The following is a 12,989-nucleotide window of genomic DNA, read 5'->3' as shown; positions in this document are numbered from 1 at the left end:
TAAAAATGGAACAAAAAAAAAGTAGACGGGATGCCTTGAAGAGTCTTGCGATTGCTGGTGTAGCGCTGGGTACACCCATGACACTTCAGGGATTCACGCTAAAATCTGATACAAAATTGGCACTAAAAGGCAACGTAAACCATGCAGTATGCAGGTGGTGCTTCGATAGCATCGATCTTGATACATTATGTATCGAATCAAAAAAGATGGGCATTACTGGGATTGACCTTGTCGGTCCAAAGGATTGGCCAACTTTAAAGAAGCATGGTCTTACCTCTTCCATGTGCAATGGTGCCGAGATTAATCTTGTAGACGGATGGAACGACCCAAAGTTTCATGAAACGCTCATTAAGAGCTACTCGGAAATGATTCCGCTTGTTGCTAAGGCAGGATATAAAAACTTGATTTGTTTCAGCGGAAACAAACGCGGGAAAGATGATGAAACTGGATGGAACAACTGTGTAGCAGGCCTCAAACAAGTGATCGGCATTGCCGAGAAGCACAATGTTGTACTGGTGATGGAATTGCTTAACAGCAAGAAGGATCACAAAGACTATCAGTGTGACCGCACCTCCTGGGGAGCTGAACTATGCAAACGCCTGGGCTCTGAAAACTTCAAGTTATTGTATGACATCTATCATATGCAGGTTGATGAAGGCGACGTTATTCAAAACATCAGAGATTATCATCAATATATCGGGCACTACCATACCGCGGGTGTACCTGGAAGAGCGGAGATTGATGAAAGCCAGGAACTCTATTATCCTGCAATTGTGAAAGCCATTCTTGCAACAGGATTTAAAGGCTTTTTAGCACAGGAGTTTATCCCGCGGGCAAAGGATAAACTTGGCTCCTTGAGAGCAGCGATCAATATTTGCGACCAATAAAAAATTACTATGAACTCCAGAAGAACATTCATTAAACAAGCCGGTATTGCAGCAGCAGCCGGCTTAGTGCTTCCTTCCTTTGCCTGTGTTAAATCATCCAAAGTTGTAGGATTACAGTTATACTCCTTAAGAGAGTTGCTTCCGCAGGATCCGAGAGGCGTCATCGCCAAAGTGGCTGCAGCAGGTTATAAAGAGGTAGAGACCTACGGTTATTCTGCTGAAGGCGGATTTTGGGGCCTGGATCCAAAGTCGTTTAAAAACCTTTTGATTGAAAATGGCCTGACCGCTCCAAGCGGGCACTACGGTATCGACAAATACATACAGGATGGTAACGAAGAAGAACTAAAATCTTTCATCGCCGCAGCAAGTGCAATCGGCAGTGAATACCTTACGGTACCTTACCTCGGTGACGCGCTTCGCCAGAATGCAGACGACTACAAGAAAGTTGCAGCAAAACTCAATCAGGCAGGTGCCTTATGTAAGGCATCAGGTTTAAAGATCGCTTATCACAATCATGACTTCGAACTGAAGTCCTGGGGCGACACCACCGGACTGGAGATCATGCTTAAGGAAACCGATCCGAAGTTAGTGGATTTTGAGATGGACATTTACTGGGTAGTGAGATCAGGCAAAGATCCCATACAACTTTTCGACGCATACCCTGGAAGATTCACCATGTGGCATGTTAAAGACATGGACAAGGCGAACAACGAAAAAAACATTGAAGTTGGAAGTGGTGGAATCGACTATAAAACGATCTTCAAAGGTGCTAAAAAAGCCGGCTTAAAGCATGCCATCATGGAGCAGGAAAACTTTGATATGGAGCCTTATGCGAGCATCACCCAAAGTCAGAACTACATTAAAACTGAATTACTTTAAAGTGTTATAAAGTTTAAGCATATTTGTTGAAAAGAAAGCCCACAATTTCGTGGCGTATTAGAAAAAGCGTAATATATAGATGAAAGTCGCAGTTGTAGGTGCCACAGGTTTAGTAGGCACTGTAATGTTGAAAGTATTAGAAGAGCGTAACTTCCCGTTAACTGAATTAATCCCTGTAGCATCAGAAAAGAGTGTTGGTAAGGAAATCAGCTATAAGGGTAAGAAGTATGCTGTCGTAAACATTGATACTGCAATTGCGATGAAGCCTGCTATAGCCCTTTTTTCTGCTGGTGGAGACACTTCTCTTGAACATGCTCCTCGTTTTGCAGAAGCAGGAACCATTGTTATCGACAACTCCTCTGCCTGGAGAATGGATCCAACGAAAAAGCTGATCGTACCGGAAGTTAATGCACATGTGCTTAATATAGACGATACCATTATTGCTAATCCAAACTGTTCCACTATTCAAATGGTTGTGGCCTTAAAACCGCTGCACGCCAAATACAAGATTAAACGTGTGGTGGTATCAACTTACCAGTCTGTAACCGGAACGGGTGTAAAGGCGGTTACCCAGATGATGAACGAACGTCAAGGTATTACCGATGGTCCAATGGCTTACGCCTACCCTATCGACCTGAATGTAATTCCTCAGATTGATGTGTTTCAGGAAAATGGTTATACCAAAGAGGAAATGAAGATGATCAAGGAAACGAAAAAGATCCTTGATGATGACACGATCCGCATAACCGCTACCACTGTACGTATCCCTGTAATGGGTGGACACTCAGAATCTGTAAACATTGAGTTTGAACAGGATTTTAATGTAGAAGAGGTACGTTCAATTTTGGCGCAGTCAAAAGGCATTACAGTAGTTGATGACATTGCCAACCTGAAGTATCCAATGCCGAAAGATGCACATGAAAAAGATGATGTCTTTGTTGGCCGCATCAGAAGAGATGAATCACAGCCAAACACTTTAAACATGTGGATTGTGGCGGATAACCTACGTAAAGGTGCTGCAACAAACGCCGTGCAGATTGCAGAACTGTTAATCCAAAAAGAGTTAATTTAATTTATAAACATCAGAATGTGATGTTGAAATTGTAAGCAATTTCGGCATCACATTTTTTTATGCCCAAAAACTTCGCCACATGTTAAAGTCCTCCATAAAGCTACTTTCATTATCGCTGCTGTTCATCTGCACTTCGGCAAATGCCCAGCTTGCACAAAGGCTCGATCGGGCTTTTAATGTACTTAAAGCCGACAGCCAGGCCAAATATGCAACTACAGCTTTAGTGGTACTTGATGCGGAAACAGGTAAGCAAATCTATGGTCGAAACGAGCATGTGGGTTTAGCCACGGCATCAACCCTGAAAGTCATCACCTCAGCAACGGCTTTTAGCCTGCTGGGTAAGGATTTCCGGTATCAAACCACGCTGGCCTATTCGGGAAACATTGCTCCAGACGGCGTGCTTCATGGGGATCTGCTGATCGTAGGTGGTGGCGATCCGACATTAGGGTCCTGGAGATATGCAGAAACAAAGGAACATCAGATCCTGAACCAATGGGTGAAGGCCATTCGGGAAGCAGGAATTAAATCGATAGCGGGAAAGGTTGTGGGAGATGATTCGCTTTGGGGCAGCAGCTCGCTGCCGGAAGGATGGATATGGCAAGATATTGGTAACTATTACGGGGCCTCTCCTTCCGCCCTGTCGTGGCGGGAAAACCAGTTCGACCTGCACTTAAGACCGGGTAATGGTACCGGGCGTCCGGTAGCGCTGCTAAGGGCTGTACCCGAGATGCCTTACATCAACATCATCAATGAACTTAAGACTGGTCCTGCGGGTTCAGGTGATAACGCCTATGCGTTTCTTCCGCCATTAGCGAACATCGCGTATCTCCGCGGCACATTGGGCGCCGGAATATCCAAGAAAGGTATTTCCGCGGCATTACCAGACCCCGCTTTTGATGCCGCTTACCGGCTGCAGGATACACTTAAACGCCTGGGCATCTCCAGCACCGAAGAACCTACTACCGCCAGAAGATTAATCGCAGAAAAGAAGAACCAGCCAACCATTACGGCCAAGCTTGCCACCCTGAGTTCCCCGGCACTCAGCGAGATCATTTATTGGTTCAACAAAAAGAGCATCAACCTTTACGGTGAACACCTCATCCGTACCCTCGCGTGGCAGGCAAATAAAGATGCTACCACCAGAAATGGTGTTAAAGAAGAGCTGAATTTCTGGGCAGCCAAGGGAATAGACAAAAACGCGTTGAATATTGTAGATGGTAGCGGACTTTCACCGGGTACACGGGTAACCCCAGCCGCGATGGCAAACATCCTCTTTCAGGTGCAAAAAGAAACCTGGTATCCGGACTTCCTGAAATCCCTGCCAATCAATAATGGTATGCAGCTCAAGAGTGGTTCAATAAGTGATGTACAAGCCTATGCAGGATACTACACCGCAGCAAATGGTAAAAAATACGTCATCGTGATCAACATCAACAACTACTCCGGTTCAAAAATATCAGGTAAACTCTTCCGGGTACTCGATGTACTAAAATAATGGCTGCAGATTACCGGTAACATAATAGCCACTTTTGAGCGACTTCCTCATAAATTCTTTAAATTGCGATTGAATCGTCCATTTATAGAATCTTGATGAAGAAAATATTTCAATTATTATGCCTGCTGTGTGTTGCCGGGCAGGCATACAGCCAGGAACAAAATCAAATTGCCAGCACGACAGAGGTAGAAACCGCTCCAGTTGCGGTGACCAGACCCATCGCCATTATACCTGAGCCCGTATCCCTGGTAAAAAATGCCGGCGTATTCGTACTGCCAAAAAAGGTGCTCATACAAGCAGATAAATCAACATCTGTAAAACCGGCCCTTGATTATCTACAGCTGCATTTATCCATTCCAACAGGCAGCTTTGTAACGACACAGACTGATGCCACGACAGAAACCATCAGGTTTGTGTTAAACCCACAAGCAAACCCGACCTTGGGCAAAGAAGGTTATCAGCTTTCAGTAACACCTAAACTCATCACCATCAAAGCAAATACCGGTGCCGGCTTATTTTATGGTGTTCAGTCCCTTTTACAACTTTTTCCAAAGGAAATTGCGTCTAAAGAACTTGTTGAAGGCGTAAAATGGACCTTACCATGTGTTGAGATCACCGACTATCCTAAACTTGCCTGGAGAGGCCTAATGTTCGATGTAGCACGTCATTTCTTTACTAAAAATGAAGTAAAACAGTACATCGATGCCATGGTGAAATATAAATACAACCTATTACACCTGCACCTAACGGATGATGAAGGCTGGAGATTGGAAATCAAAGGATTGCCTAAATTAACGGAAGTTGGTGCATGGCGGGTTAAAAAAGAAGGCAACTTCGGCGATTTCGTTCCCCCTACCCCAAATGAACCCAAAGATTACGGAGGATTTTACACGCAAGATGATATCAAAGAGATCATTCAGTACGCTAAAGACCGGTATGTAGATATTATGCCAGAGATTGACGTGCCAGGCCATAGTCTTGCGGCCATCGCATCTTATCCAGAGCTTTCCTGCACACCAGGTGCGGAAAAATACCAGGTACGTTCCGGCGAAAAAATCATGGACTGGTCCCGCGGCGCTCCCCCTATCGCCCTTGTAGATAACACCCTCTGCCCTGCAAACGAGAAAGTTTATGCTTTTCTGGATACGGTGCTTACACAGGTCGCAGCACTATTCCCATTCGAGTACATCCATATGGGCGGCGATGAAGCACCCATCAACTTCTGGCAAAAGAACGATGCCATTAAAGCATTGATGCAGCGTGAAGGCATGAAAAGGATTGAAGAAGTTCAGGGCTATTTTGAACGCCGCGTAAAAACAATCGTGGAGTCCAAAGGCAAAAAATTCATTGGATGGGATGAAATCCTGGAGAACCCAATGCCGGCCAATACTACGGTAATGAGCTGGAGAGGTATGAAGTATGGCATTGAAGCCGCACACAAAGGGCATGAGGTCATCATGAGCCCAACCACCTATGCCTATATCGACTATATGCAGGGCGACGCGATCACCGAGCCTAAGGTTTACGCAACGCTAAGGCTAAACACTTCGTACGAGTTCGAACCCGTTCCAAAAGGTGTAGATGCCAAGTTAATCAAAGGTGGGCAAGCAAACCTATGGACAGAACAGGTGTACAACATCCGCCAGGCGGAATACATGACCTGGCCGCGGGGAATGGCTATTGCAGAATCAATCTGGTCACCCTCATCTAAAAAGAACTGGAACAACTTCTTCAGCAAGGTTGAAGATCATTTTGACCGTCTTGATCTTGCCGAAACCAAGTACTCTCCAAGTGTGTACGACCCGATCTTTAAAGCTTCAAGAGCTGCAGACCGATCCTTAGTGATAGACCTGAGCACCGAAGCCCCGGGCATCGACATCTACTATAGTTTTGATAACTCTGAGCCGGATCGTTTTTATCCAAAGTACAGCGGAAAACTAACGCCGCCGAAAGACGCCACGATGTTTAGAGTAGTGACCTACAAAGGAAAAAAGAAAGTCGGTCGCATCATCAGTATGCCGATTGACGAGTTGAATAAAAGAGCAGGAAAAAGATAAAACTTGAGGTATTTCGTTCATATTGGCTATAACGGCCTGCATTATGGCGGCTGGCAGAAGCAGCCAGGCGTTGCAAACGTGCAGGGTGTTCTGGAGAAGTTCCTCAGCCAGGCGCTTAAAACACCCATAGCCATCAATGGCTGTGGCAGAACAGACGCCCATGTGCATGCCAGTCAGTTTTTCTTTCATATGGATGTTGAGCAGGAATGGGATTTCGATCTGATGTTCCGGCTCAACAAACTCCTGCCGCACAATATTGCCGTGTTCGACATCATACCGGTAGAAGCGCAGCGCCATGCCCGCTTTGATGCCGTAAAACGTTCCTACGACTACTTCCTGCATACCTATAAAAACCCCTTCTTACATGGATTAAGCTCGTATTACCTGCTGAATGACCTGAAGTTAGACGAGATGAAGCGGGCTGTAGATTTACTGCCGAAATACAAGGATTACCGCTGTTTTTGTACCAGTCCGGATAAGTACGAACACACGATTTGCAATGTGATGTCTGCTGATCTGTTAACCGATCAAAAGGGCGAGAAGCTTCGTTTTCAAATCTCCTCTAACCGGTTCCTGAGTAAAATGATCCGTATTATTATGGGACAGCTGTTGAAGGTCGGCAAGGGGCAGTTGAGTGTTGATGGCTTCGAACATTATCTGATCTCCAGGGAAACACCCGAACTGATTACCCCGGCACATCCGCAGGGACTTTACCTATCCAAGGTAACTTACCCCTATCTAAACCTGCCGCCAAGAGAAGAATTCTCTTCATTTCTACAGAACCAGTCGGCAGATATCTGGATACCTATTTAAGTCCGGCATTACGCACCGCGGAATGAAGCGACTCCGTAGATAGGCTAATTCCATTGATAATGACCTTAGCTTTATTGTAATAAGGAAGGCGGTCTTCCAGTTTCTCCCGGATAAACTCAACCATTTCATCCGAATTAAGGTCCTTCAACAAGGGCCTTTTATGTTTTCCCTGCTCCAACCTTTTGGCAAGCGCTACAGGTGGCATATCAATAAAAACAGTAAGACCATGATGATTCATCCAGTCCATATTATCGTAGTAACAAGGTGTGCCCCCACCCGTGGAGATCACACAGCTGTCTGGATAGGCAAAGGTCTGTAGTGTCTCCTGCTCCAGTTGCCGGAATGCCTCCTCTCCATATGCCGCGAAATACGCTGGGATGGACATGCCTGTTGCCGTAGTGATCTGATGATCCAGATCAAAAAATGGGTAGTTTAATGCTGCTGCAAGGCGCTTTCCTGAAGTTGTTTTGCCGCTGCCCATAAAACCGATTAAGAATATTTTCATATCAAAGGAATGTTGTTCAAGCGGGCTTACTATGCCAGCTTTACCCGGGGATCTACAAAAGCATACAAGATATCTACCAATATATTGATCACCACGAATACAAATGCGATAAACAGGATGGAGCCCATCACGACCGGGAAATCCGACATCTCCAAGGCGAAAACCGTCGCTCGCCCCAAGCCATTATATCCAAAGATATATTCCACAAAGAATGATCCTGCCAGCAACGATGCAAACCAGCCGGAAATTGCGGTAATCACCGGATTCATGGCATTTTTCAAAGCGTGCTTATAGATGATGGCGTTCCTGCCAAGTCCTTTTGCCCGGGCTGTGCGAATGTAATCCTGCGCAAGTACATCCAGCATCGCACTGCGCGTTAGCTGCACGATGATGGCTAAAGGCCTTAATCCAAGGGTAATCATTGGCAGCCACAGGTTTTTCCAGGTCATGATCTCCCCTTCAAAAGGATCGTAGCTGTATAAGCTGCCCGACATGTTCAGTCCCGTAAAATCGCTTAGTACAAATCCAAAGAGCCAGGCGATGATGATCCCCGCAAAAAAAGAAGGTGCCGAAATGCCCAGTATGGCAAAGGAATTTGCCGCATGATCTATCCAGCTATCACGATTCACTGCCGACAATATCCCGAGGAACACGCCAATCAGCGTTGCAAAGATCATTGCAGTCGCAGCAAGGATAAAAGTATTGGGTACAGTTTCGGCCAATATCGTGGTCACATCCCTTTTGGTCTGATAGGAACGGCGTAGATAAGGTACTTTCAAAGCGATAACTTCCTCCCCCAGCCCAATAAGTTTCACATAGTTGTATTTCTCCTGCTGATCTTTCCCATGGAGCCCTATGGGCGACAGATCGTTCAGGTATAAAAAGAACTGCGCCGGCTTAGATTTATCCAGGCCAAATTCCTTTTTCACAGCTTCTAAGGATTGTACATCTGCACGTTGGCCCATGGTCATCCTTGCAGGGTCGCCGGGAAGCACGTTGAATAACAGGAAAACGATTACGATCACCCCTGCCATAACAGCCAGGCCATAAAGAAACTTTCTAAAGATGTATGGCCACATATTATTTATTGAAATATTGCTGCTTTAATTCTTCATAATCCGGCAGAAAAGCCGCACTCCATTTGTCCACAACAACGCCATTTTTAAACAAAAGTAAACCTGGACTGGAGCGTACCATGCTTTTTAAAGGCACCGCGTCTGCATAAAAAACTTCTATGAACAGCTTGTGCCGCTGGCTAAACGCTTGTGCATCCTGTGCAGCGTTCGAGGTAAGCAGCACCGTACGAACATTGAACTCCTCTGCAGCCTTCAATGCCAGCGCATTAATGGCCCCGAAGGAAGCAGTATCGGTCTTTCGGAGATCATAGGCCACCACAACCAGGTTGTAGTAAGGATTTTCGATCAATTCTTTAGTATAATCAGTACCCGAAGCATCAGAAATGTTCAGATCTTTTATTTTCACCTCATAACCCTTCTTTACCAGGCGACGTTCCGGATCACCAATGATCTCCCAGCTTTCATCCTCCCAGATCCCGGACTTCATGTATTCTTTGTCGTTCATAGACTTGGTTTCACCACTGCCTTTATGCTTCATCTGATACACAATCTCAAACTCATCACCCTTTTCTCCCGCCGGAATTTTCATGAGTTCCGGCACGTTGTTCCCAACTTTATAAGGCAGAAAATCTACGATCGGAAGCGCGTAATAGGTGTATAACGTAAAAGCAAAGGATAGTGCTGTAACTACAATCAGGATCCCCATTGCCAGCTTTGAAGTCTTTGTAATAGGCACAATTCTGGTCCGGTTCAGGTATAAATAGATGATCATCAGCAAAAGCACCAGATCTTTTCCAAAGGATTGCCATGGCGTTAATGGAATTGCATCGCCAAAGCAGCCACAGGAAGTAACGACCTTAAATACGGCAGAGACAAAAGTCAGGAAAGTGAAAAAGATGATGGTTACCAGTAATGCGAGCGTCACCTGTTTACTCCAGAAGCCACAAAGCAACAGAACACCAAGGACAATCTCCACCACACAAAGCAGCATGGCGATACCAGTGGCAAATTCGCCTAAAAAGGGAATATGAAAAACATCGAAATACTCCTGCAATTTATAGCCAAATCCCATCGGATCATTAGCCTTGATCAAGCCAGATAGTATAAAAAGCAGTCCTACGAATCCGCGGGAAAAGTTCAAAGCGATGTTTTTCATGGTAATGGTTTATTTCAGCCCCAGCTTTATCAACGCAAAAACAGCATAGTTTATCATATCCTGGTAGTTTGCCGCAATACCTTCAGATACCACGGTTTGCCCGGCATTATCTTCAATCTGTTTCACGCGTAAGATCTTCATCAAAATCAGGTCTGTTAAGGAACTGATCCGCATATCGCGCCAAGCCTCTCCGTAGTCATGATTTTTCGCAAACATCAGCTCCTTGGTCGTGTTAACGTGCTTCTCAAATAGGTTTTGCACTAAGTTAACATCCAATTCATATGGATCTTCGGCACTCAGGTCCATTTGCATCAGCGCAATGACGCAATAATTTACAATGCCAATGTATTCCGAGGTGATATCTTCGCCGACCTTATTAACTTTAGTTTCTTCCAGCGTACGAATTCTTTGCGCTTTGATGAAAATCTGGTCGGTAATGGACGACAACCGGAGGATGCGCCAGGCGGTACCATAATCTTTGGTTTTCTTAAGAAAAAGCGACTTACAAACCGCAATAACTTCGTCGTATTCTAATGAGGTATCTTTTGCCAAAACAATGAAAAATTTAGTCTAAAGCTGTTCTAATACTGTATTTTTGCATCAAAACATGGCTAAAGATACATTTTTAAACCGAAAGACGACACTCAACATCAAGGGCAGATTGTTTGATCTGCGTACACCGCAGGTGATGGCAATTCTCAATATCACCCCCGACTCTTTCTATTCAGCCAGCCGCACCGCCTCTATTGAAGAAGCGCTACAAAAAACCGGGAATTTCCTGAATGCCGGTGCAACAATGATCGACATTGGTGCCTATTCCTCCCGCCCGGGTGCGGCCGATGTAAGCGAACAGGAAGAGTTGGACCGGATTGTACCTGTAGTAGAAGCTTTGGTGGCGAGGTATCCTGAAGCCGTTTTATCCATAGATACCTTCCGTGCGGCGGTTGCTGAGGCAAGTGTAGAGGCTGGCGCACACATCATTAATGACATTTCAGGCGGGACGCTCGACGAGCGGATGTTTGAAACGGTGGCAAAGCTAAACGTTCCTTACATCCTCATGCACATGAAGGGTACGCCGCAAACAATGCAACACGAGGCAGCCTACGATGACGTCGTTTTAGAAGTCGTGGATTACTTTGCCAAAAAGATCGCACAACTTCGGGCACTGGGCGTTAAGGATATCATTCTGGATCCCGGTTTCGGATTTGCAAAAACACGAAACCACAGTTATGAATTGCTGAACCATCTGGAAGATCTTAAAATATTTGGCTTGAGCTATCTTGTCGGGTTTTCGCGTAAATCCATGATTTCTAAGTTCCTGAAGGTTGATCCGGCAGATGCCCTGAATGGAACTACTGTACTCCATACTATTGCGTTGCAAAAAGGTGCCAGCATCTTGCGTGTACACGATGTTACTCCTGCTTTGGAGTGTATAAAGTTGGTGGAGCGCACACAACGCCGTTGATATATTTTACTTAAATTGCCAGAATGAAAGGTTTTGATTTTGATTTCGATTTCATAAAGATCACTGCAACGGATGTCGTAGACATCTTTCTGGTTGCCATGCTGATCTACTATGTGTATAGTCTGATCAAGAACACGCTCGCCGTAAACCTGCTTCTGGGGATGTTCATGATCCTGATCTTCTGGTTCGTTGTGGATAAGCTGCACATGAACATGCTATCAACAATCATCAAGAAGTTCATGGATGTCGGCATCATCGCACTCATCATCATCTTCCAACCCGAAATAAGGCGGTTCCTCCTGCTTATCGGGAAGAACACCTTTCTACAGAAGAATAAAGCGTGGTGGGGTTACCTTTTCGGTAGTAAAACGATAGAAGTGAACAATTTGGTTCGCATCCGGCCAATTATTGAAGCTTGTAAAAGCATGAAAAAGAGCCGGACCGGTGCACTTATCGTGTTTGTGAAATATTACGATGATCAGCTGTTTGCCAACAGCTGTGAAACCATCGACTCCCGGATCTCCAAAAGACTACTCGAAAGCATTTTCCAGAAAAACAGCCCATTGCATGATGGTGCCGTGGTTATTTCGGAGAATAAGATTAAAAGCGCAAGCTGTATTCTCCCCTTGACAGACAATGATACTTTGCCTCCGCAGTTTGGTTTGCGCCACCGGGCAGGAATCGGTATTTCAGAAAACACCGATGCAGTTGCGGTAATCGTTTCCGAAGAGACTGGCGAGATTGCCTATGCTAAACAAGGTCGGGTAAGGATGAATGTATCCTTTGGCGAACTCGAAAAACTGCTGAACAAGGATTTTTGATTTTCAGGCACTTACACCCCCTCCATTAAACATTTTACCATCAGGTACTCATCCTGTAGATTAGCCTAGACCATTAAGCCCATTAACGTGGGGTTAACAGGGGGTTGACAAGGGGTTGACAAGGCCTTGACATGGCCTCCGACTAGTCAACCCCTTGTGAAGCCCAGGCTAAGACCTTGTTTGTACTTAATCGAACAGCTGGAGGTTATGAAAAGACACCAAAAAGGAAAGGACCGCCAGTGGCAGTCCTTTCCACGCGGTAATGCGTTCAATCTTTGATTAGCAATATTGTTCAAAAGCGCCAATTAAGCTGTCGGCAATCATTTGAGCCGGACGGCCTTCAATCTGATGACGCTCAATCATATGAACCAACTTACCATCTTTGAACAATGCCATTGAAGGAGACGATGGTGGGAAAGGCATCATGTGTGCTCTTGCTTTATCTACTGCATCTTTCTCCATGCCTGCAAAAACAGTAACCAATTTGTCAGGGTGTTTTTCATTCGAAGCAGCCATCTTTGCAGCAGGGCGCGCATTAGCAGCTGCACAACCACAAACGGAGTTAACGACTACGAACACGGTTCCTTCGCTGTTGATAGCAGAATCTACTTCTTCTGGAGTTTTCAATTCCTGAAAACCTACGTTGGTTAATTCTGCACGCATTGGTTCTACCAAATATTCTGGATACATATCTTAATTTTTAAAAGGTTCTTAAATTATAATCAAAGATAGCGTACAAGGTTCTGGCATCAAAGCTAATCGG

The 12,989-nt window shown here is 45.2% G+C and carries 13 protein-coding genes; 8 read left to right on the top strand and 5 right to left on the bottom strand.

The genetic code is table 11. The features are described from left to right. Window positions 1-5 precede the first annotated feature (5 nt). The 6 genes from AC5WJX_RS09205 (at window position 6) to truA (ending at window position 7,203) form a co-directional block, all read left to right on the top strand. Window positions 6-887, top strand: coding sequence for a hydroxypyruvate isomerase family protein (locus AC5WJX_RS09205; RefSeq protein WP_494484273.1), 882 nt, complete (start codon window positions 6-8; stop codon window positions 885-887). Between the two features lie 9 nt (window positions 888-896). After that, the gene (locus AC5WJX_RS09200; RefSeq protein ID WP_494484272.1) at window positions 897-1,766 is read left to right on the top strand and encodes a sugar phosphate isomerase/epimerase family protein; all 870 of its coding nucleotides are present in this window, start codon (window positions 897-899) and stop codon (window positions 1,764-1,766) included. A 79-nt stretch (window positions 1,767-1,845) separates the two neighbouring features. Continuing rightward, entirely contained in the window at window positions 1,846-2,838 is a 993-nt protein-coding gene (locus AC5WJX_RS09195) for an aspartate-semialdehyde dehydrogenase (protein WP_440431762.1), read from the top strand. 79 nt (window positions 2,839-2,917) lie between these two features. Continuing rightward, the gene (dacB, locus tag AC5WJX_RS09190) at window positions 2,918-4,333 is read left to right on the top strand and encodes a D-alanyl-D-alanine carboxypeptidase/D-alanyl-D-alanine endopeptidase (protein ID WP_494484271.1); all 1,416 of its coding nucleotides are present in this window, start codon (window positions 2,918-2,920) and stop codon (window positions 4,331-4,333) included. A gap of 95 nt (window positions 4,334-4,428) precedes the next feature. Next, the gene (locus AC5WJX_RS09185) at window positions 4,429-6,390 is read left to right on the top strand and encodes a beta-N-acetylhexosaminidase (protein ID WP_494484270.1); all 1,962 of its coding nucleotides are present in this window, start codon (window positions 4,429-4,431) and stop codon (window positions 6,388-6,390) included. Window positions 6,391-6,393: 3 nt separating this feature from the next. After that, complete coding sequence (gene truA, locus AC5WJX_RS09180) at window positions 6,394-7,203, top strand: tRNA pseudouridine(38-40) synthase TruA (protein WP_494484269.1); 810 nt, start codon at window positions 6,394-6,396, stop codon at window positions 7,201-7,203. On the opposite strand, the gene AC5WJX_RS09175 is transcribed toward truA, so the two are convergent. The 4 genes from AC5WJX_RS09175 to AC5WJX_RS09160 are packed head-to-tail and all read right to left on the bottom strand — an operon-like array spanning window position 7,196 to window position 10,492. Next, complete coding sequence (locus AC5WJX_RS09175) at window positions 7,196-7,708, bottom strand: shikimate kinase (RefSeq protein ID WP_440431770.1); 513 nt, start codon at window positions 7,706-7,708, stop codon at window positions 7,196-7,198. The two genes, truA and AC5WJX_RS09175, sit on opposite strands and share 8 nt — an antisense overlap. 29 nt (window positions 7,709-7,737) lie before the next feature. Next, entirely contained in the window at window positions 7,738-8,787 is a 1,050-nt protein-coding gene (locus AC5WJX_RS09170) for an ABC transporter permease (protein ID WP_494484268.1), read from the bottom strand. Window position 8,788: 1 nt separating this feature from the next. Next, entirely contained in the window at window positions 8,789-9,940 is a 1,152-nt protein-coding gene (locus AC5WJX_RS09165; protein ID WP_494484267.1) for a BT_3928 family protein, read from the bottom strand. A gap of 9 nt (window positions 9,941-9,949) precedes the next feature. Beyond that, window positions 9,950-10,492, bottom strand: a complete 543-nt coding sequence (locus AC5WJX_RS09160; protein WP_494484266.1) for a DUF1599 domain-containing protein — start codon at window positions 10,490-10,492, stop codon at window positions 9,950-9,952. A 55-nt stretch (window positions 10,493-10,547) separates the two neighbouring features. Between AC5WJX_RS09160 and folP the strand changes: the two genes are divergently transcribed. Next, complete coding sequence (gene folP / locus AC5WJX_RS09155) at window positions 10,548-11,405, top strand: dihydropteroate synthase (RefSeq protein ID WP_494484265.1); 858 nt, start codon at window positions 10,548-10,550, stop codon at window positions 11,403-11,405. 23 nt (window positions 11,406-11,428) lie between these two features. Then, window positions 11,429-12,226 (top strand): diadenylate cyclase CdaA, encoded by a 798-nt coding sequence (gene cdaA / locus AC5WJX_RS09150; RefSeq protein ID WP_151154077.1) that lies wholly within the window; start codon window positions 11,429-11,431, stop codon window positions 12,224-12,226. Between the two features lie 279 nt (window positions 12,227-12,505). Here cdaA and AC5WJX_RS09145 read toward each other — a convergent pair whose 3' ends face one another. Beyond that, window positions 12,506-12,916 carry a BrxA/BrxB family bacilliredoxin gene (locus tag AC5WJX_RS09145; protein ID WP_494484264.1) on the bottom strand — a complete coding sequence of 137 codons (411 nt, stop codon included), beginning with the start codon at window positions 12,914-12,916 and terminating at the stop codon, window positions 12,506-12,508. Between the last annotated feature and the right edge of the window lie 73 nt (window positions 12,917-12,989).

This window comes from Pedobacter sp. NEAU-ZC8, assembly GCF_059278965.1.
The sequence above is the reverse complement of the archived record's forward strand: the minus strand, read 5'-3'. Positions and strand labels throughout refer to the sequence as shown.

Bases quoted from the DNA above. Each gene is read 5' to 3' on its own strand.
- AC5WJX_RS09205 (WP_494484273.1), top strand. From the start codon at position 6: ATGGAACAAAAAAAAAGTAGACGGGATGCCTTGAAGAGTCTTGCGATT.
- AC5WJX_RS09200 (WP_494484272.1), top strand. From the start codon at position 897: ATGAACTCCAGAAGAACATTCATTAAACAAGCCGGTATTGCAGCAGCA.
- AC5WJX_RS09195 (WP_440431762.1), top strand. From the start codon at position 1,846: ATGAAAGTCGCAGTTGTAGGTGCCACAGGTTTAGTAGGCACTGTAATG.
- dacB (WP_494484271.1), top strand. From the start codon at position 2,918: ATGTTAAAGTCCTCCATAAAGCTACTTTCATTATCGCTGCTGTTCATC.
- AC5WJX_RS09185 (WP_494484270.1), top strand. From the start codon at position 4,429: ATGAAGAAAATATTTCAATTATTATGCCTGCTGTGTGTTGCCGGGCAG.
- AC5WJX_RS09175 (WP_440431770.1), bottom strand. From the start codon at position 7,708: ATGAAAATATTCTTAATCGGTTTTATGGGCAGCGGCAAAACAACTTCA.
- AC5WJX_RS09170 (WP_494484268.1), bottom strand. From the start codon at position 8,787: ATGTGGCCATACATCTTTAGAAAGTTTCTTTATGGCCTGGCTGTTATG.
- AC5WJX_RS09165 (WP_494484267.1), bottom strand. From the start codon at position 9,940: ATGAAAAACATCGCTTTGAACTTTTCCCGCGGATTCGTAGGACTGCTT.
- folP (WP_494484265.1), top strand. From the start codon at position 10,548: ATGGCTAAAGATACATTTTTAAACCGAAAGACGACACTCAACATCAAG.
- cdaA (WP_151154077.1), top strand. From the start codon at position 11,429: ATGAAAGGTTTTGATTTTGATTTCGATTTCATAAAGATCACTGCAACG.
- AC5WJX_RS09145 (WP_494484264.1), bottom strand. From the start codon at position 12,916: ATGTATCCAGAATATTTGGTAGAACCAATGCGTGCAGAATTAACCAAC.